Below are 20,877 nucleotides of genomic sequence, written 5' to 3'. Positions count from 1 at the left end.
GCACGCGCACTGCTATTCTTACCGCTAAAATAATTTCACACACAGGCAAACTTGTTTCTCGAACCGCAAGGCTGAAATGAGCCAGTCGCCCTACCCCGCAATTGCTGCCGGACCGCCCCGGCCAAGCCTCATCCTGAGGCCCGGCCAGATCGCGCTGCCGCCGGGCATGGAGCGTTATACGATCCAGGGCAATGGCGCGGTGCTGATCGACATCGAGGCCGGCGACACGGTCACCGTGCGCAATGTCGAAGGCGGCCAGGCCTGCGAGTTGCTGGCCTGGGACAGGACCGGCGCGACCGATTCCGGCATTTTTGGTGAAACATCGAACAGCAATGCCGCCGGCATCAAGGCACTGCTCATGGAGGGTGACGACAGTCTCGCCTCGCTGCGGGGCGGGCTCGCGCGCCGGCAGGTGCAGCTTGACCATGCCAAGGCGGTGCGGGTATTCGGCGCCACTACGCCTGCCGGTACAGAACAAACATTCACGGTCACGCGTGACGGCTCAATGCTGATTGCGGCCCCCGGCGGGCCGATGCTGGTCGACGGTCACGACACGGCGACGCCGCTGACCGCCATCGTTCGCCGCGCCACGATCCGCCCGGCGGCGAAATCGCAGTTGGCGGACCCGCTGGCCGACCCGGTGCTCGATTTGCGTGTCCATTCGGCGACGGCGGAGGCCTATTTCGTCAAGGCCGGTGACTATCTGCAGATCATCGATGTCGACGGCCGCCAGTGCACCGACTTCCAGTGCTTTTCGGCGCGCAAGCTGGACAGGGGACTGGATCATCCGCTCGACGTGACGACAACGCGCACGCTGATGGGTGCGAGCTACCCGATGCCCGGCCTGCATTCCAAATACTATGACCAGGACATGGAGCCGCTGGTCGAGGTGGTGCAGGACACATGCGGTCGGCACGACGCCTTCGCGCTCGCCTGCGCCGCCAAATATTACGACGACATCGGCTATCCCGGCCACACCAACTGCTCTGAGAACTTTAATCGCGCGTTGTTGGACAAAGGCGTCACGCCCCGCGCCGGCTGGATGGCGATCAACTTCTTCTTCAACACCGCGATCGACGCGCATGGCGTCATGGTGTCCGACGAGCCGTGGTCGCGGGCAGGCGACTACGTGCTGCTGCGGGCGCTCACCGACATCGTCTGCGTTTCCTCCGCCTGCCCCGACGACACGACGCCGGCCAATGGCTGGAACCCGACCGACATCCATGTGCGGACCTATTCCGGCCAGCACAAATTCTCGCGAGCGATCGCCAGACGCATGACGCCCGATTCGGAACCGAAAATGACCCGCGAGACAGCTTTTCATTCGAGCTTTGCCAAGCACACCCGCAACTTCGGCGAGTACAGGGGCTATTGGCTGGCCAATTCCTTCGCCAAGGACGGGCCGATCGCCGAATACTGGGCCTGCCGGCAGGACGCGGTGATCATGGACCTGTCGCCGCTGCGCAAGTTCGAGGTTACCGGTCCGGATTCCGAAGCGCTGCTGCAATACACGCTGACCCGCGACGTCAAGAAGCTGGGCGTCGGCCAGGTGGTCTACTCGGCCATGTGCTACGAGCATGGCGGCATGGTCGACGACGGCACCCTGCTGCGGCTCGGCAAGGACAATTTCCGCTGGGTCGGCGGCGACGATCTGTCCGGCGAATGGCTGCGCGAGACGGCCGCCAAGCTGGGTCTCAACGTGCTGGTGCGCTCGTCGACCGACCAGATGCACAATGTCGCCGTGCAGGGTCCGAAGAGCCGCGACATCCTGCGAGAAGTGATCTGGACTTCGCCATTGCAGCCATCGATCGACGAACTCGAATGGTTCCGCTTCGCCGTCGCCCGCATTGGTGGCGGCAACGGCATTCCGGTCGTGGTCTCGCGCACCGGCTATACCGGCGAGCTCGGCTACGAGATCTGGTGCCATCCGCGCGACGCCGAAAAAGTGTTCGACGCCATCTGGGAAGCCGGCCAGCCGCATGGGCTGAAGCCGATGGGGCTGCAGGCTCTCGACATGGTGCGCATCGAGGCCGGGCTGATCTTCGCCGGCTACGAATTTTCCGACCAGACCGATCCGTTCGAGGCGGGTATCGGCTTCACCGTGCCGCTGAAGAGCAAGACCGACGATTTCATCGGCCGCGAGGCGCTGATCCGCCGCAAGGAGCACCCGCAGACGAAGCTGGTCGGCCTCGACATCGAGGCCAATGTCGACGTCGGCCATGGCGATTGCGTGCATGTCGGCCGCGCCCAGATCGGCGTGGTCACGTCGGGCATGCGTTCTCCGATGCTGAACAAGACCATCGCGCTGGCCAGGCTCGACGTCACCCATTCGGCTGTCGGTACCGAGGTCGAGATCGGCAAGCTCGACGGCCATGCCAAGCGGCTGCCGGCGCGCGTCGTCGCCTTCGCCCACTACGATCCGCAAAAGACCAAACCACGCTCCTGACGCCCTTCCTCCCAAGACAGTGAGGCCGTGCTGGCAGTTCGTGATAGGAATTTTTTCTTGACCTGCTGAGGGCAGCTATGCTACATATTCGTCCATGGTGCTGATTCGCGCCGCGACCCGCCTCCGGCGGGTTTTTCATTTCCAGCCCCCTCGTCCTTTTCCGAAAAATCCGCCCGCGGCAGTGTCAAGCTGACATGTTTCGCAAGCGTGATGTGCACGGCGCGACAATTCGCTTGACCTGAAAGCGCGCCGGATCAATCTTCACTGTTAAGAAAAAAATACGACTGAGTGGAAACACCGGCAGTCGAACAATGCATGCGTCGGTGAAGCCTCGCGAAGCCGCGGCGGTCACGAACGGGGAACATCAAAATGGGGAACAAAGACATATGAGCACGATAGTGACTGTCCTGGAGCCGCTTGCCGAAGGCAAGTTGCACCGAAATATCGACTGGCGCGGCGCCTTCTGGGTGGCGAGCGGTGTGCCTGCCCTCGTCCTGTTCTCGATCGGCGGCATTGCCGGCACGACCGGCACGCTGGCCTTCGCGATCTGGATCTTCTCCATGATCATGGGCTTCCTGCAATCCTTCACCTATGCCGAAATCGCCGGCCTGTTTCCGAACAAGTCGGGCGGCGCGTCGATCTACGGCGCCACCGCATGGCTGCGCTATTCCAAGTTCATCGCGCCGCTGTCGGTGTGGTGCAACTGGTTCGCCTGGTCGCCGGTGCTATCGCTCGGCTGCTCGATCGCCGCCGCCTATATCCTCAACGCGTTGGCGCCGGTGCCGCTGTTCACCGATGCCTCGCCCGAAGTCGTCGCCTATATCGCCGCGCATGCCGGGACGAGTGCCGCCGACGCCATCACGGCGGTGACCGCCGCGGCAACGCCGGTGATCCGCAACTGGACGCTCTACAGCCACACGCTGGGGCCGGTCTCGTTCACCCTCAACGCGACCTTCTTCATCGGTGCGGTGCTGATGCTGATCATCTTCGCCATCCAGCATCGCGGCATCCTCGGCACTGCCAACGTGCAGAAATATATCGGCCTGCTGGTCATCATTCCGATGCTGATCGTCGGCGTGGTGCCGATCGTCACCGGCCAGATCAACTGGGCGAATTTCTCGCCGCTGGTGCCGCTGGCGGCCGCCTATGCGCCCGAACCCGGCGCCTGGAACATTGCCGGCTGGACGCTGGTGCTTGGCGGCATGTTCATCGCCGCTTGGTCGACCTACGGTTTCGAGACCGCCGTCTGCTACACCTCGGAGTTCAAGAACCCGGGCACCGACACGTTCAAGGCGATCTTCTATTCCGGCCTTTTGTGCATGCTGCTGTTCATCCTGGTGCCGTTCACCTTCCAGGGCGTGCTTGGCCTCAACGGCATGCTGGCGACACCGATCGTCGACGGCTCCGGTGTCGCCGACGCGCTGGCCGGCATGGTCGGCGGCGGCGCACTGATCCACAGCCTCTTGGTGATGCTGATGATCCTGGCTCTGGTTCTGTGCATCATGACCGCCATGGCAGGCTCTTCGCGCACGCTCTACCAGGGCTCGGTCGATGGCTGGCTGCCGCGCTATCTCAGCCATGTCAACGAACATGGCGCGCCGACGCGGGCAATGTGGACCGATCTCGTCTTCAACCTGATCGTGCTGGCCATCGCCTCTGCCGACGCGACGAGCTTCTTCTTCATCCTCGCCGTGTCGAACTGCGGCTATATCATCTTCAACTTCCTCAACCTCAACGCCGGCTGGATCCACCGCATCGACAACGGCCATATCGCCCGGCCCTGGAAAGCACCGAGCTGGTTGCTCGGCGTCGGCGCGATCTTCGCCTATGTCAACATGATCTTCATGGGCGCCGGCGCCAAGGTGTGGAACCCGATGGCGCTGTGGGCCGGCCTGATCACCGCGGCCCTGATCATCCCGGTGTTCTGCTTCCGCCACTATATCCAGGACAAGGGCAAGTTCCCCGACCACATGCTGGCCGATCTCGGCATGACGGGGGCCGACCTCTCGGTCAAAAAGGCGGGCATGCTGCCTTATCTGACGCTGGTCGCCGGCGTGGTGGTGATGCTGCTCGCCAACTGGTTCTTCGTCATCTGACCTCGTAAAAGTGAAAAGGATCGGGCGCGCTTCGGCGCGCCCGATCCTTTTCGACTGGCGTGATCGATCTATTCGGCGGCCAGCGCCAATTGCGGCTTTTCGGCTTCCTGGCTCAGTTCCAGATCGTCCGTCCGGCCCTCCGCCCCGCGCTTCTTCGGCTCCCGGCCGAAGAACAGGGCGTAACCGGCCGGCAGGACCAGGATGGTCAGCACCGTGGCAACCAGGATGCCGCCCATCATGGCGTAGGCAAGCGGACCCCAGAAGACGCCGCGCGAGATCGGGATCAGCGCCAGTACCGCCGTCAGCGCCGTCAGCGTGATCGGCCGGAAACGGCGAACGGCCGAACCGATGATCGCCTCGTAGCGGTCCATGCCCGCGGCGATGTCCTGGTCGATCTGGTCGACCAGGATGATCGAGTTGCGCATGATGATGCCGAGCAGCGCGATGACGCCGAGAATGGCGACGAAGCCGAACGGCGCGCCGCTGATCAAGAGTGCCGCGGCAGCACCGATAATGCCAAGCGGACCGGTCGCCAGCACCAGCATCGCCTTGCCGAAGTTCTGCAGCTGGATCATCAAAAGCACGACGATGACGGCCAGCATGATCGGCGCCTTGGCGGCGATCGAAGCTTGGCTTTCCGCCGAATCCTCCGCACCGCCCTGGATCTCGACCTTGTAGCCGGGCGCCAATCCGTCACGCAGGCCCTGCATATCCTTGTACAGTTTGGTGACGACGTCATTGGACTGCACGCCGTCGGGCAGCGTTGCCCGCACACTGATGGTCGGCAGACGGTCGCGGCGCCACTCGATGCCTTGCTCCAGCACCGGCACCACCTTGGCAACCTGCGACAGCGGCACGAAGCCACCGAAGTCGGTCGGGATATAGACCGAGTCGACCGAGGACAGCAGGCTGCGGCTGGCATCCGGCTCGCGGGCGACGATGGACACCGTCTCCTCGCCGTCGCGGAAGTCATCGAGCGGCGCGCCGGACATCGCCGCCTGCAGCATCTGGCGGATGCGCTGCGAGGTGACGCCGAGTGCGCGGGCACGATCCTGGTCGATGACCAGCTTCATCGCCGGAACCGGCTCCAGCCAGTCATCATGCACGGCGCCAAGCAGCGGATCCTCGCGGAACTTCGCCTTCACCTGGTCGGCGATGCGGCGCACCTCCTGGCGATCCGGCCCCATGACGCGCATCTGCACCGGCCAGCCGGTCGGCGGGCCGAGGAACAGACGATCGACTTTGGCACGGATGGATGGGAAGTCTTGCGCCAGGACGGTGCGCAACTTGACGATCAGCCGTTCGCGGGCCGGTTCGTCATTAGCCATGACGAGCAGCTGGGCGAAGTTGGGGTTGCTCAGCTGCTGGTCGAGCGGCAGGAAGAAGCGCGGCGCGCCTTCGCCGATATAGGTGGCGATGAAACGCTTGTCCTTGTCGTCCATCATCTTGGTTTCGAGCGCCTTGGCCTGCGCCTCGACTTCCTTGATGCTGGTGCCTTCCGGCAGCCAAAGGTCGACAAGGATTTCCGGCCGCGACGATTGCGGGAAGAAGTTCTGCGGAATGAACTGGAAAGCCCACAGGCTGGTGCCGAAGGTGACCAGCGTCATCACCAGGACGATGATGCGATGGCGCACGGCCCAGCTGACGGTAGCACGAAGCCGGCGGTAGAAACGTGTGTCGAAGACATCGTGATGGCTGCCGGCATGCTTGCGCTGCTTGAGGATCATGTTGCCGAGCCATGGCGTGAAATAGACCGCGACGAACCAGGAGACGATCAGCGCGATGCCGACGACATAGAACAGGGTGCGGACATATTCGCCGGCGGTCGAGGCCGCGAAGCCGACCGGAATGAAGCCGGCCGTGGTGATCAGCGTGCCGGTCAGCATCGGGAAGGCGGTCGAGGCATAGGCGAAGCTCGCCGCCTCGACCTTGACCATCCCCTCCTCCAGTTTGCGCTCCATCATCTCGACGACGATCATCGCGTCGTCGACCAGAAGACCGAGCGCGATGATCAGCGCGCCGAGCGAGATGCGCTGCAGGTCGATGCCGAGTTCGTACATGATGGCGAAGGTCGCAGCCAGCACCAGCGGGATGGCAATGGCGATGACCAGGCCGGAACGCCAGCCTATCGACAGGAACGAGACGACGAGCACGATCAGCAGCGCTTCGCCAAGCGCATGCATGAACTCGGCCACCGCATCGGTGACGACGCCGGGCTGGTCGGAGATCTGGTCGACCGCAACGCCGTAGGGCAGCGCCTCTTCGAAGCGCTTGTAGGTGGCCTCGACATCCTTGCCGACGTCGGTAACCTTGAAGCCCTTGGCCATGACGACGCCCAACTGCACGCTGTCGTGACCGTTGAAGCGGTATTTGCGCTGGAACGGATCTTCCAGCCCCGAGGTCACCGTGGCGATGTCGCCCAGCCTTGTGACCTGTCCGCCGGCGCGCAGGCGCAGGTTCCGGATATCCTCGACCTTGCCGACATCGCCCTCGACGGAGATGCGTACCGAGTTGGTGCCGGTATCGACGGAGCCGGCCGGGTCGACATTGTTCTGTCCCTTGATCGCATTCTGCAGATCGGTCAGCGTCAGGCCGCGTTCGGCCAGGGCCTTGGACGAGACGTCGATATAGAGCTTTTCCGGCTGGTCGCCGATGATGACGGCCTTCTCGACGCCGGGCGTCGTCAAAAGCATGTCGCGCGCCTGGATGGCGAACTTCTTCAGCTCGGGATAGCTGAAGCCATCGCCGCTGATCGAATGCAGCGTGATGAAGGTGTCGCCGAACTCGTCGTTGAAATAGGGGCCGAGCAGACCTTGCGGCAAGTCACCGGCAATGTCACCGACCTTCTTGCGCACCTGGTAGAAAGCGTCCGTCACCTCGGCGGTGTTGGTGTCGCCCTTGATCTGCACAGTGATGATGGCGCTGCCGGCGCGGGTGAAGGAGCGCACGAAATCGAGATGCGGCGTTTCCTGCAGCTTGCGTTCGATCTTGTTGACGACCTGGTCTTCCATCTCCTTGATCGAGGAGCCCGGCCAGATCGCCTGGACGACCATGATCCGGAAGGTGAAATCGGGATCTTCCTTCTGGCCCATACGCATCAGGCCGAGCGCGCCGGAAATGATGATCAGGCCGAACAGGAACCGCGCAATGGCGGGATGGCCGATTGCCCAGCGCGACAGGTTGAAGGGCCGCTTCTCTTCCGTGGAATTGGTCATCGACGCTGGTCCATCTATCTAGCGCAACAAAATCGAGGGTTCGTAGTGGCTTCCGGGCGGCAAGGCTCTCCGAGAGGAGAAACGCTCATCGCGGTGGGACGCGAAATCGATGTGGGGGTTACATCAATCGAGCGTCTCGGTCGGGCGCCTGCCGCCCGGAAACCAGCGACTGCGGGAACGCGCAGCCGGTTGTCTGTCGTCAGCGCACCTGCTTGGCGTCGCCGTCTGCCGCGGATGCCGATTGCAGCGCCGTCTCACCGGCGAGCTTCACCTTCAGGTTTTCGGTCATGAATTGCGTGCCGGCGGCGACCACGACATCGCCGGGGTTCAAACCCTCTGCGACACGCACCCCATCGGCGGCGAATTCGGCGACCTTGATCGGACGGGCATGAACGGTGTCGGCGCCACGATTGACGGTCCAGACGATCGATTGCGTGCCTTGCTCGGCCAGTGCGCTCAGCGGGATCGAGACCAGCTGCCGCTCATTGGCCGCCGAGGCTTCGATGCTGGCGGTCATGCCGAGCAGCACACGCGGATCGTTGGGCAGGCTGACGCGGACGGCAAAGGTGCGTGACTGCGGATCGGCGCTGCCGGCGACTTCGCGGACCTTGCCATCGAGCGCCAGCGCATCGTCGGACCAGAAGCCCGCCTTGACGGCCTTGCCCGGCTTGAATTCGGCGATTTCCATTTCGGGAACGGCGATCAGCACTTCCTTTTCGCCGTCGACAGCGACAGTAACAACCGGCGTGCCGGAACCGACCACCTGGCCGACGTCGGCGCTGACGGTGGTGACGATGCCATCCCTGTCGGCCTTGAGATCGGTATAACCGACCTGGTTCTTCGCCTGAGCAAGTGTCGAAAGGGCGGAATCACGCGTGGCGACCGCTTGGTCATAGGTCAAGGTCGCCTGTTCGAGCTGTGATTTCGGGGCAAAATTCTTGGCAAAAAGCTGCTCGGCACGCTTGCGGGCAAGCTCTACGGTCTCGACCTGCCGCTCGGCGGCATCGAGCGCTGCCTGCGCGCTCTTGACCGAAAGGTCGTAGTCAATGGGATCGATGCGGGCGAGCACATCGCCCGAGGCCACATGCTGGCCGATATCGACGAGGCGCTCGGTGATCTTGCCATTGACGCGGAACGCCAGAGCGCTCTCGGTGCGGGCCCGCACCGATCCGGAATAGGAGAGCATGCGGGTGTCATGCACCTTCGCGATCTCGACAACCTTGACCGGACGGATGATATCCTTGACTTCGGCTTTTTCCTGGCTGCAGCCGGCAAGCCCGAGAGTGGCGGTGACAAGCAGCACCGGGCCCACAGCCGGCAGCCTGCCGATGATTGAACTGAACGAAGACACGCGCGTACTCCCGAAATGGAGATGAATCGTTGAACCGGCGCCCGGCGGGCGGCGGCTACTTCAAAGCCTTGATTGCATAGTCGATGAGGTCGTCAGGCATTGCCCGGTTGGTCTTGGCAAGGCATTGCGCCACCATCTGCGGATGACACAGGATGACGGTCGCGGCGCCGAAACAGCGAGACGCGATCACCGGATCCTGTTTTCTGAACTCACCGGCCTCGATGCCGTCACGAATGATTTCCGCAAACAGGTCGTGGATGCTGTCGACATGCTTGTCGATCACACCCCAATCCCGTTCGAGGGCGACGATGACCATCTCGTGGACCTTTTGGTCGTCGAGCATGACCTCCATCGTCATCTTGTATTGCGCATGCACGTAACGCCGGAGCCGCTCCTCGGCGCTGATCGGCAGGCGCGAAATCTCGTAGGCCATCTTGTAGCTGGCACCGAGCATCCGGCCGCAGACGGCCTGGTGGATTTCGACCTTGGAGGCGAAGAAACGATAGATGTTGGCGGGCGACATGCCGAGTTCACGCGCGATGTCGGCGACATTGGTCTTGCCGTAGCCATAATGCCGGAACAGGCGCTCGGCGCAATCGAGAATGCGCGTTACATTTTCCTGTCGGGCGGCTTCGGCGACTATGGTGGCGGCTTCGGACATGATCCTCTGTCAATTTACGAGTGACGAATTTCGATTTTCGTCACTCGTAAATTGAAAAGAGCGGCCTGTCAACGCGGATTCGATGTACGCGTACGAATGGTGACAGATGGTGACAGATGGTGACAGTGAGAAGGTGGAATCGACGATCGCTATTAGCGGCTGGCCCTGATGAATTCGTCATCCTAGGGCGAAGCAAGGAGCGAAGCGAAGCGACGCGGCGCAGACCCTAGGATCCATGCCGCGACGTCTGCTGAAGAGTGTGGCGGATCAAGAAGTTACGCTGGTAAGCGCGCCCTGTCATCCTCGACGTTGGAGCATGGCTGAGAGGTCACGGCATGGATCCTAGGGTTTCCGCGACGTCGCTTCGCGACTGCTCCACCCTAGGATGACGAAGTCAGGTCCTTTGCCATCTCGCGCAACCGGAATTTCTGGATCTTGCCGGTCGAGGTCTTCGGGATTTCGGCGAAGATGACCGCCTTCGGCACCTTGAACCGGGCAAGCAGCGCGCGGCAGTGATCGATGATCTCGGCTTCGGTCGCGATCTTGCCGGGCTTCAGCTCGACATAGGCGACAGGCACCTCGCCCCATTTGTCGTCGGGCCTGGCGACGACGCCGCAAGAGGCAACCGACGGGTGCTTGTAGAGCGCGTCCTCGACCTCGATAGAGGAAATGTTCTCGCCACCGGAGATGATGATGTCCTTGGAGCGGTCCTTGAGCTGGATGTAGCCATCGGGGTGCATGACGCCGAGATCGCCGGAATGGAACCAGCCGCCGGCGAAGGCTTCGTCGCTCGCCTTGCGGTTTTTCAGGTAGCCCTTCATGACGATGTTGCCGCGGAACATGACCTCGCCGATGGTCTCGCCATCGGCCGGTGTCGTCCGCATCGTCTCGGGGTCCATGACTGTCAGGCCTTCGAGCGCTGCATAGCGCACGCCCTGCCGCGCCTTCCTGGCGCTGCGCTCGCCCTTTTCGAGATCATCCCAGGCGCCATGCCATTCGTTGACGACCGCCGGGCCATAGGTCTCCGTCAGGCCGTAGAGATGGGTGACGGCAAATCCGGCATCCGCCATCCCCGATAGCACCGCTTCCGGCGGGGGTGCTGCGGCGGTGTTGAAAGTGACCGTCTGCGGAAATACGCGCTTGTCCTCGTCCCTGGCATTGATCAGCACCGACATGACGACCGGCGCGCCGCACAGATGGGTGACGCCCTGATCGGCGATCGCATCGTAGACCGGCTTCGGCCGCACCCAGCGCAGGCAGACATGGGTGCCGGCCTGGACTGCGAGCGTCCACGGAAAGCACCAGCCATTGCAGTGGAACATCGGCAGCGTCCAGAGATAGATAGCGTGCTTGGCCATGCCGGCATGAATGGTGTTGGTGTAGGCCATCAGCGCGGCACCGCGATGGTGGTAGACGACGCCCTTCGGATTGCCTGTCGTTCCGGAGGTATAGTTCAGCGAGATCGCGTCCCACTCATCGTCGGGCATCGACCAGGCGAAGTCCGCGGCGCCCCCGGCGATGAAGTCCTCATAGTCGAGCGAACCGATGCGCTCACCCTTCGGGTACGGCGCGTCGGCGGCGTATTCGGGATCGTCATAGTCGATGACCAGCGGCTTGACCTTGGCCAGTTCCAGGGCCTGTCTGACGACGCCGGAGAATTCGCGGTCGACGATCAGCACCTTGGTCTCGGCATGATCGAGCTGGAAGGCGATGACCGCGGCATCGAGGCGGGTGTTGAGCGAATGCAGCACCGCCTTGGTCATCGGCACACCGAAATGCGCCTCCAGCATCGGCGGCGTGTTTGACAGCATGACGGTGACGGTGTCGCCCTTGCCGATGCCGCGCCTGTCGAGCGCCGAGGCAAGCTTCAGCGACCGCTGCCAGAAGGTGCGATAGTCGATGCGCTGGCGGCCATGGATGATGGCGATATGGTCGGGATAGGTCTTGGCCGCGCGCTCCAGATAGGTGAGCGGCGTCAACGGCTGATGGTTGGCCGCGTTCTTGTCGAGATCCTGTTCGTAAGGACTGCCCATCCCATGCTCCCCCGCGGTTTTCTTTCAGACGTTCTAATCACAGGCTCGGGCCGCGTCACCACAAACGATGCCACGACAGAGCGCATTCGGCGCAATGATGAACCAGATTCGGCGTAAGCGGGAGCATCGCATACCTCTGCCCAGTTTGACTTTTGTCGAGAGCCGTGAATAATGTCAGCCGAGGAGACGGCATGGCGATCCGACCGGCAGAACAACTCATCCACAAGGCCGCCTGGCTCTACTATGCCCATGGCCTGCGGCAGGACCAGGTGGCGAGCCAGCTTAACATTTCCCGTGCCTCAGTCGCCATGTACCTGCGCAAGGCTCGCGAGACCGGCATCGTCAACATCTCGACTTCGACCCAGCTTTTCACCGACGACGTGCTGGCGCGCAAGCTCGAGGATGCGTTGAGCCTCGACGCCGTCTGGATCGCACCGGAGAATGATCATATTGCCGACCCGTCGACGGAAATCGCCGTGCTGGCGGCGAGTGTCTTTCTCGAACTGGTCAAGAAGGGCGACCGCATCGGCGTTGCCTGGGGCCGAACCGTCTACATGATCGCCGACGTCATGTCCTATGCCGATCTGCAGGACGTCACTGTGGTGCAGCTCTGCGGCAATCTCGGCGCACCCTATTCCTATCGGCCCGACCAATGCACCATGGAGATCGCGCGGCGGCTCAACGCCAAGGGGCTCAATTTCTACGCGCCGCTGGTGCTGTCGACGGAAGAACTCGCGCGGGCGCTGCGTGCCGAGCCGGTGATCCGGGAACAATTGTCGGGTGTCAGCGAATGCGACCTGGCATTATACTCGGTCGGCGCGGTCGACGCCGACAGCCATCTGGTCAAATGCGGCGCGCTGACGCCCAGTGAAATGGCGGATCTGCGCAGCCAAGGCGCTGCCGGCGTGATTGCCGGGCAGATCATAGACGCCGAGGGCAAGGTGCTCGACTGCAGTTATAACAGGCGGGTGATCTCCGCCGAGCTTGCCTCGCTGCGCGCCATCGCCAGGCGTTTGGTGGTGGTGCAGGAGGACAGCAAGTTCGAACCGCTGCTCGCGGCGATCGCGGGCGGCCTTTGCACGCATCTGGTGGTCGGCGCGCACATGGCGCAGCGGCTCCTGGACCATGCGGCTGCCACCATAGAAAAGGCCTCCTAGAAATCCTCCTCTCCGCTGCCGGCGCATTGTCATCAAAGCGTCGCGGCAATCCTGTTTCACCAACAAAGACAGCAACCGGACGAAGCGAACATGAAGAACTTGTGGAATGACGAAGCAGCCGAAAAACTCGTCGGCGACTACGCGAAAAAGGGTGTCGGCCGCGACCTGGCGCTGCGCGTCTACACGACCCGGCTGCTCGGCGGCGAACCGCGGCTGGTTCTGCATGGCGGCGGCAACACCTCCTGCAAGACGACGGCCACCGATCTCGTCGGCGACCAGTGGGACGTGCTGTGCGTCAAGGGCAGCGGCTGGGACATGGGCGTCATCGAGCCGCAGGGCCTGCCGGCGGTCAAGCTCAAGCCGCTGCTCAAGGCGCGCGCGCTGAACAGACTGGCCGACGAGGACATGGTCGCGCTGCAACGCGTCAACCTCATCGATCCATCCTCGCCCAACCCCTCGGTCGAGACGCTGCTGCATGCCTTCCTGCCGCACAAATTCGTCGACCACACGCACTCGACCGCCATCCTCGCCATCGTCGACCAGGAGGACTCCAAGCCGCTGGTGAAGACGGTTTTCGGCAGCAAGATGGGTTACGTGCCTTATATCATGCCCGGCTTCGACCTCGCCAAGGCGGCGGCCGACATCTTCGATGCCGACCCTGATGTCGAAGGGTTGATCCTCGACAAGCACGGCATCTTCACCTTCGGCGACGACGCCAAACAGGCCTACGACCGGATGATCCACTATGTGAATGTCGCCGAGGACTTCATTGCCGCAAGCGGCAAGCCGAAGGCGGCAAAGGCAGTCTTGCCGGCAAAGCTCGCGACACCGGCGTCCATTGCGCCGATGCTGCGCGGAGCGGTGGCGGTAGCGCGCGGCGAAGGCCGCTTCGACCGCATGATCTCTGACTTCCGCACTTCGCCGGCAATCGTCGATTTCATCAATTCATCCGAGATTGCCGATTATGCCGGACGCGGCGTGTCGACACCCGATCTGTCGATCCGCATCAAGACCGGGCCGATGGCGCTGCCGGCGCCCGATGCGGACAAGGCCGGCGACTACAAGGCGGTGATCAAGAGCCATGTCGACGCGTTCGCCAATGATTATCGCGCCTATTTCGAAACCAATGATTCGCTCGACGACGTCAAGCGCACCATGCTCGACCAGATGCCGCGGCTGACGCTGGTGCCCGGCCTCGGCATGTTCGGCCACGGCCGCACGCTGAAGGACGCGAAGATCGCCTCGGATGTCGGCGAGATGTGGATCGAGGCGGTGCGCGGCGCCGAGGCGGTCGGCCGTTTCCACCCGCTCTCCAAGGCCGATCTGTTCCCGCTGGAATACTGGTCGCTGGAACAGGCCAAGCTCGCGTCCAACAAGCCGAAGCCACTGACTGGCCAGGTGGTGCTGATCACCGGCGGCGCCGGCGCGATCGGCGCAGCGACAGCCAAATTGTTCGCCGACAATGGCGCCCATGCCGTCGTCGTCGATCTCGACGCCGAAAAGGCTGCCGACGCGGCGAAGAAGGCCGGCAACAACTCGATCGGCGTCGCAGCCGACATCACCGACCCGGCGCAGGTGCGTGCCGCCTTCGACAGAGCCGTCGCCGTGTTCGGCGGTGTCGACATCATGGTTTCCAATGCCGGCGCGGCCTGGGAAGGCCGCATCGGTGAGCTCGATGACGCACTCCTGCGCAAGAGTTTCGAACTCAATTTCTTCGCCCATCAGTCGGTGGCGCAGAATGCCGTGCGCATCATGCTCGAGCAGGGCACAGGCGGCGTGCTTTTGTTCAACACCTCCAAGCAGGCGGTCAATCCAGGTCCGAAGTTCGGCGCCTATGGCGTGCCGAAAGCAGCGACGCTGTTCCTGTCCCGGCAATACGCGCTCGACTATGGCGCGCATGGCATCCGCTCCAACGCCGTCAACGCCGACCGCATCCGCTCAGGGCTTCTGACCGACGCCATGATTACCAGCCGCTCAGGCGCGCGCGGCGTGTCGGAGAAGGACTACATGTCCGGCAATCTGCTCGGCCAGGAAGTGACGGCGCAGGACGTGGCGCAGGCCTTCCTGCATCACGCGCTGGCCGACCGCACCACCGCCGATGTGACGACGGTCGATGGCGGCAATATCGCGGCAGCGCTGCGCTGATGTAGAGATCCGTTAGACGAAAAGGTGCGGTGCAACTCCGAAACTTGAGCTTATTGCCCGGAAACGCGCTGGAGAAAGGGCGGTTGGGAACTTTCGACCCGACCGGCCATTGAGATCGAGCAAGGTCAAGCAGCCAAATTTTTGCCTTCTCGAGGAGTTCCCTCATGCCAGCCGAAAACTGGTCCCTGCCCGAACGCTTTATTTTTTCGGGTCACCCGATCGCATGGGGAACGATCGGCGACGGCCCGCCGGCGGTCTTGCTTCATGGCACCCCGTTCTCGTCGGTGGAATGGCGGCGGATTGCAGCTTGGCTCGGGCAACGGCGCCGGATCTACTATTTCGACATGCTCGGCTACGGGCAATCCGCCAAGCCCGACGCGGACGTGTCGCGCGGCATTCAAAACCAGCTGTTCGCGGCGCTCTACGCTCACTGGGAGCTGGAGCTGCCCGACATTGTGGCGCATGACTTCGGCGGCTCCGTCGCGTTGCGTGGCCACCTTCTCAACAGGCTCGATTATCGCTCACTGGTGCTGATCGATCCGGTCGCGATCAGCCCTCAGGGATCGCCCTTGGTTCAAGCGGCAAAAGAAAACGAGAAAGCGTTTGCCAGTCTGCCGGCCTATATCCATGAAGCCATGCTTCGCGCCTATATCGGCGGCGCTGTCGCGAACGCATTGCGCGCGGACGAAATGCAGCTCTATCTGCAGCCATGGCTTGGAGACGAAGGACAGAAGGCTTTTTGGCGTCAGATCGCACAGATGGACGACAAGTACAGTCGAGAGGTCGAGTGGCGATATGGCGAGATACGTTGCCCTGTGACGATCCTGTGGGGTGAAGACGACGAGTGGATTCCGCTCGACGACGGGCGAGAACTCGCGCGCCGCATCCCCGGTGCGCCGTTCATCACGGTTCCAAATGCCAAACATCTCGTTCAGGAAGACGCGCCAGAGGCAATAATCTCGACTGTGCTCGACTTCTGGAACGACCAGCATTCTTCAGCCGCCGCGAAACGCGTGCTACAGCAACTCTAGGATGTGTTTCCAGGCCCTGGTTCCCAGCCTCGAATCAGCCTCGTCACTGCCGCCATGCTCATGCGACACCGAGCGCGGCGTGATCTCCCCCGGTAAGAGAATTCGGTGCCCCGCATCCGGCGATGAAACGAGGTGGGTGATCTTGCCGGCTTTGCCGCGCCGCCGGACAATCTCTTCCGCAAACCATAGGGAGGGCCACAGCGCATCGTCGCCACCCGCGACAAGCACAATCTCGGCCGATATCTTTTCCACCGGGATGGTCGCGGCATTCGCCTCCCGCTTGAAGGTTTTCAAGCTGCGTTCGAATAATCCGCTGTAAGACACCAGACCATCCACGAGCTTGGGTACCCAATCCGGATCTGTCGGCACGAATGGCAGGGGGATACCGTCGAGCGACCATGAGGACCGCTCAGGCCAGCTGACGCCATCCCGGCCCGCACCGATATTTCCCCAAACCACCGATGAGGGGCTGATGGCGACCACAGCGTTGATGCGCTGGTCATGGACGGCCGCAAGGAGTGATGCCTCGGCACCCTTGGATGTGCCGACATAGACTATGCGGCGGCATCCCGTTCCAATGAGATAGTCGGTTGCCGCAAAGAAGGTTTCGAGGGGAATTTCGCATATTCCGGGAGCCTGGCCCTCACCGCCGAACCATTGCAGGGCAAGGGCCGACAAACCCTGGTTTGCAAAGAGCCGTGCGCGCCCGACATCGACGCGACCACTCGATCCACCCAGCACCACCACGCCGGTGGTAGCGTGCGGGCATCGAAACAATGTTCCAGCGACGGCGCCGGACAGGTTTTTCTCGATTGCCGCCTGTGCTTCCATTTACGCACCGAATCTTGGCCCGGAACCTGTGAGCCGGCTGCAGATATTCGGCAAAAGGCCGCCTGCAGCAAGCGGCTGCAGGCGGCCTTCGACAGCGAAAGTTACTTGGCGTTCGGGTTGGGCATCCAGGCCGGCATCGCGACATCGGCGTGGGCGAACTGCGGCAGCTTGGCCGACAGGTCCTCCATGTTCTTGATGTCCTTGTCGATGAGGTCCTTCTGGGTGATCAGCGTCGGCGGCACGACGACGTTGTGGCCGGGATCTTCGCCGGCCAGCAGCTGCGCCAGAGCACGCACCGAGACCTGGCCGACGACGGCCGGATTGGTCGCGGCGGTCGCGGCCCAGGCGCTGTCGGGCTCACGCATCGCAGCAATATCTGAGGTCGAAATGTCAGCCGAATAGATCTTGATGCCCTTGTTCAAGCCTGCTTCGTCGACAGCGATCTTCACGCCCTTGGCGAATTCGTCATAGGGAGCGAACATCACCTTGATGTCGGGATGCGCCGTCAGCACCGAACGCGCCTGGTTGGCGACGGAGTTGGCAATCGGATTGTCGAGCGTGCCGAACATCGCGACTTCCTTGATGCCGGCATACTTCTTCTTGACGTCGACCCAGGTCTCGTTGCGGCGGTCGAGCGGCGCGATGCCGGCGACATAGACATAGCCGGCATTCCAGCTTTCGCCATTGTCCTTGACCGCCTGCTCGAGCGCGAGGCGCGCCAGGTCGCGGTCGGATTGCTCGACCTGCGGGATCTTGGGATTTTCGACATTGACGTCGAACGCCACCACCTTGATGCCGGCGTCGACCGCACGCTGGGCGGCGTCCTTCATCGATTCCGTCAGGCCGTGCTGGATGATGATGCCCTGCACGCCGAGCGCGATGGCCTGATCGACCATGTCGGACTGAAGGGCGGCATCCTGGCGGCTGTCGAGGACGCGCAGGTCGATGCCGAGCGCCTTCGACTGTGCCTCGACGCCCGAGAGATAGGCCTGGAAGAAGTCACCGGTCGAGAGATAACGCACCAGCGCGATCTTGACGCCAGGCTTGTCGAAAGGCGCCGGCTTGTCCGCGGCAAAAGCCGGGACCTGCATCAGCATGGTTGCGCCGGCCAATCCGAGCGCCACCTTCCCCAGAAGTCTTCTTGTAATGCTCACTTTGTTTTCCTCCACTCTTGTTGAACTCGAAAATCCTGTTCCGGTCGAAAGCTACCTCCTGCCCCTGCCCGAAAGCGCAAAGGTGAAGACAAGGGCGACGACCAGAACCACGCCCTTGACGAAATCCTGCGTGTAGTAAGGCGCGTTCATCATCGTCAGGCCTTGCAGCAAGATGCCGACGAACAGCGCACCGATGGCAGTGCCGAAGGCGTTCGGCTTGGCGGCACCTAGCACCGCGTAGCCGATCAGTGCCGCGGCGACCGCATCGAGTAGCAGATTATTACCCGAGGCGATGTCGCCGCGTCCAAGCCGGGCAGCGAGCAAAATACCGCCGATCGAGGCAAAAACTCCTGAAATAACGTAGGCCCAGATCTTGTATGCCTTGACAGGCGCACCGGCGAGTTCGGCGGCGCGCTCATTGCTGCCTACGGCATACATCATGCGCCCGAAGCGGGTGTATTCGAGAAAGAACCAGATCAGCACGGCGAGCACGAGCAGCACGACTACCGACACCGGAATGAGGTTCGGGATGAAGAAGTCGAAGCGGTGGCGGCCGAGCGCCAGGAAGGCGTCGGAGAATTTGCCGTTGGCGACCGAACCGTCCGGCATGGTCATGCCGGTGGCGATCGAGCGGCCTTCTGTCGGAATGCGCTGCAGGCCGACCAGCAGGAACATCATGCCGAGCGTCGCCAGCAGATCGGGCACGCGCATGTAGACGATCAGCCAGCCATTGATCAGGCCGACAACGGCGCCGATCAGCAGGCAGACGACGACCGCGACAAGGGCGTTCTGTTCCAGCACCACCATCACATAGGCGGCCGCCATCATGGCTGATGTAGCGACCGATCCGATCGACAGATCAAAGCCGCCGACGACCAGCGTGGCGGTGACGCCGAGCGCCAGCACGCCGGTGATGGCGACTGACTGGAAGATGAAAACGGCACTTTGCGGCGAAACGAAACCGTCGGCGGCGATCGAGAAATAGGCGACGAGCCCGAACAAGAGCACGATGAACCCGTAGCGGATGGCGTGGTCGCGCAATGTCATCCGGCGCTCCCGCGCGCTGCTGCCGTCTTTACCCAACCCGAACCCATGCTCTCTCCATTCCAATTCCTATCGCCCACGCTCAGGCCGCACTGTGCAGCGGCCCGCCGGCGACCTCGGCCAACAGGCGGTCGAGATCGACATCGGCATTGCGGTGCTCGCCGACGATGGTCTGTTCCGACATGACCAGGATGCGATCAGCGGTCTCCAGCGCCTCATCGAGCTCGGTGACGAACAGCAGCGTGGCGCGGCCGTTGGCACTGGCCCTGAGCTTGGCGGCAATGTCGCGCCGGGCCGAGATATCAACGCCCTGAAACGGCTCATCCAGAATGAACAGTCTTGCCTCCTGCGCCATCCAGCGGGCGACCATCACCTTCTGCTGGTTGCCGCCGGACAGCTCCGACATTTCGTCCTTCTCGGAACGGCAGACGATGCTCAGCTCCTCGATCTGCCGGCGTGCCGTGGTGCGTTCGAGGCGGCGCCTCAGGATGCCGAAGCGCGACATGCGCTTGTGAAACGGCAGGCTGATATTTTCCTGGATGTTGAAGCTTTGGACGATGCCGTTCTCGCCGCGGTCCTTGGCGACGAGGAACACGCCGGCGGCGATCGCCTCGCCGGCTGTTTCAGGCGCATAAGGCCTGCCGTTCAGCGTCATTGTACCGGCGAGCGGCTGGCGCACGCCAAACAGCGTCTCGGCAAGCGCCGTCTTGCCGACGCCGACGAGGCCGGTGATGGCAACGACCTCGCCGTCGCCGAGCGTCAGCGAAATCGGCCGAGCGCCGTGTGCAATGCGCAGACCTTCTATCTTGAGGACGGCCTTGGCCGAATTCCTGACGACGATCTGGTCGAGATGGATCTTGCGGCCGAGCATGGCATTGACCGCGCCCTCATAGTCGAGCGGTTTCTTGTCGAAAATGCCCGAGATGATCCCGTCTCGCATCGAGATGATGCGATCAGCCAACCGCCTGATGTCCGACATGCGATGCGAGATGTAGAGGATCGCCACGCCCTGCTCGCGCAGCCTGTCGATCAGCGCAAACAGCCGATCAGCCTCGGCGCTGGAGAGCGATGAGGTCGGCTCGTCGAGGATCAGCACTTTCGGCTTGTGCGCCAGCGCGCGGGCAATCGCCACCATCTGGCGATCGGCCAGCGAAAGATCGCTCACCCGCGCCTTCAAATCGATGGTCAGCCCCATGCGGTCGGCAACCGCCTTGGCCTCCCGCCGCACGCGCATTGGATTGAACAGGGTCGGCGCACCGCTGCCGCTCAGTCGGTCGAGGGTCAGGTTGGTGGCGACGTCGAGATCGGCGACGACACCGTCGTTGATATTCTGGTGCACGGTGACGACGCCGGCGCGGATCGCTTCGGCAGGGGTTTTCGGTGCGAAATCCTGGTCGGCGAGCGCCATCGTGCCGCCGCCGCGTTCGTAGACACCGGAGATGATCTTGACGAGGGTGGATTTGCCGGCGCCGTTGGCGCCCATCAGCACGGTGACTTCGCCGGCATGCAATTCGACCGAGACGCCGCCTAGCACCTCGTTATGGCCAAAGGATTTCCTCAGTCCCTCTACGCGGAACACGGCATTACCGACCATGCGTTCCTCCCTGACATGACGCTATGGGCTGCATCGGCAATTGTCAACACGATTGACAATTGCCAGATCGCTTCCTAGCTTGGCCCAGCCGCCATGCGTCCGTTATGTTCGGAGCGCAT

At 62.7% G+C, this 20,877-nt stretch carries 13 protein-coding genes; 5 read left to right on the top strand and 8 right to left on the bottom strand.

Annotated elements, in window-relative coordinates:
* Positions 1-76: 76 nt before the first annotated feature.
* Both EOA19_RS00970 and EOA19_RS00965 read left to right on the top strand, forming a co-directional pair.
* The gene (locus EOA19_RS00970) at positions 77-2,446 is read left to right on the top strand and encodes an aminomethyltransferase family protein (RefSeq protein ID WP_128302426.1); all 2,370 of its coding nucleotides are present in this window, start codon (positions 77-79) and stop codon (positions 2,444-2,446) included.
* Between the two features lie 386 nt (positions 2,447-2,832).
* Positions 2,833-4,542 (top strand): APC family permease, encoded by a 1,710-nt coding sequence (locus tag EOA19_RS00965; RefSeq protein ID WP_128302425.1) that lies wholly within the window; start codon positions 2,833-2,835, stop codon positions 4,540-4,542.
* A 68-nt stretch (positions 4,543-4,610) separates the two neighbouring features.
* Here EOA19_RS00965 and EOA19_RS00960 read toward each other — a convergent pair whose 3' ends face one another.
* The 4 genes from EOA19_RS00960 to EOA19_RS00945 form a co-directional block, all read right to left on the bottom strand.
* A complete protein-coding gene (locus EOA19_RS00960) occupies positions 4,611-7,757 on the bottom strand; it encodes an efflux RND transporter permease subunit (protein ID WP_128302424.1) in 3,147 nt (1,048 codons plus the stop codon).
* A gap of 199 nt (positions 7,758-7,956) precedes the next feature.
* Complete coding sequence (locus EOA19_RS00955; protein WP_128302423.1) at positions 7,957-9,108, bottom strand: efflux RND transporter periplasmic adaptor subunit; 1,152 nt, start codon at positions 9,106-9,108, stop codon at positions 7,957-7,959.
* A gap of 55 nt (positions 9,109-9,163) precedes the next feature.
* Positions 9,164-9,769 (bottom strand): TetR family transcriptional regulator, encoded by a 606-nt coding sequence (locus tag EOA19_RS00950; RefSeq protein WP_023808749.1) that lies wholly within the window; start codon positions 9,767-9,769, stop codon positions 9,164-9,166.
* A gap of 380 nt (positions 9,770-10,149) precedes the next feature.
* The gene (locus EOA19_RS00945; protein WP_128302422.1) at positions 10,150-11,802 is read right to left on the bottom strand and encodes an acyl-CoA synthetase; all 1,653 of its coding nucleotides are present in this window, start codon (positions 11,800-11,802) and stop codon (positions 10,150-10,152) included.
* Between the two features lie 191 nt (positions 11,803-11,993).
* Between EOA19_RS00945 and EOA19_RS00940 the strand changes: the two genes are divergently transcribed.
* The 3 genes from EOA19_RS00940 to EOA19_RS00930 all read left to right on the top strand — a co-directional run bounded on the left by EOA19_RS00940 (position 11,994) and on the right by EOA19_RS00930 (position 16,135).
* Entirely contained in the window at positions 11,994-12,959 is a 966-nt protein-coding gene (locus tag EOA19_RS00940; protein ID WP_127291072.1) for a sugar-binding transcriptional regulator, read from the top strand.
* Between the two features lie 90 nt (positions 12,960-13,049).
* Positions 13,050-15,104, top strand: coding sequence for a bifunctional aldolase/short-chain dehydrogenase (locus tag EOA19_RS00935; protein ID WP_128302421.1), 2,055 nt, complete (start codon positions 13,050-13,052; stop codon positions 15,102-15,104).
* 164 nt (positions 15,105-15,268) lie between these two features.
* Positions 15,269-16,135 carry an alpha/beta hydrolase gene (locus EOA19_RS00930; RefSeq protein WP_128302420.1) on the top strand — a complete coding sequence of 289 codons (867 nt, stop codon included), beginning with the start codon at positions 15,269-15,271 and terminating at the stop codon, positions 16,133-16,135.
* Here the strand turns inward: EOA19_RS00930 and EOA19_RS00925 are convergent.
* From EOA19_RS00925 to EOA19_RS00910, 4 genes are all read right to left on the bottom strand, one after another.
* A complete protein-coding gene (locus tag EOA19_RS00925) occupies positions 16,121-16,966 on the bottom strand; it encodes an acyl-CoA thioester hydrolase/BAAT C-terminal domain-containing protein (RefSeq protein WP_128302419.1) in 846 nt (281 codons plus the stop codon). The genes EOA19_RS00930 and EOA19_RS00925 overlap by 15 nt on opposite strands.
* 101 nt (positions 16,967-17,067) lie before the next feature.
* Complete coding sequence (locus EOA19_RS00920; RefSeq protein ID WP_128302418.1) at positions 17,068-18,120, bottom strand: substrate-binding domain-containing protein; 1,053 nt, start codon at positions 18,118-18,120, stop codon at positions 17,068-17,070.
* A 51-nt stretch (positions 18,121-18,171) separates the two neighbouring features.
* Positions 18,172-19,167 (bottom strand): ABC transporter permease, encoded by a 996-nt coding sequence (locus EOA19_RS00915; protein WP_127291078.1) that lies wholly within the window; start codon positions 19,165-19,167, stop codon positions 18,172-18,174.
* Positions 19,168-19,246: 79 nt separating this feature from the next.
* The gene (locus EOA19_RS00910) at positions 19,247-20,758 is read right to left on the bottom strand and encodes a sugar ABC transporter ATP-binding protein (RefSeq protein WP_128302417.1); all 1,512 of its coding nucleotides are present in this window, start codon (positions 20,756-20,758) and stop codon (positions 19,247-19,249) included.
* Positions 20,759-20,877 lie beyond the last annotated feature (119 nt).

The sequence above is a fragment of the Mesorhizobium sp. M7A.F.Ca.US.010.02.1.1 genome, from assembly GCF_004023085.1.
Taxonomy (GTDB): domain Bacteria; phylum Pseudomonadota; class Alphaproteobacteria; order Rhizobiales; family Rhizobiaceae; genus Mesorhizobium.
Note: the sequence above shows the minus strand (reverse complement) of the source record. Positions and strands in the feature narration are given on the sequence as shown.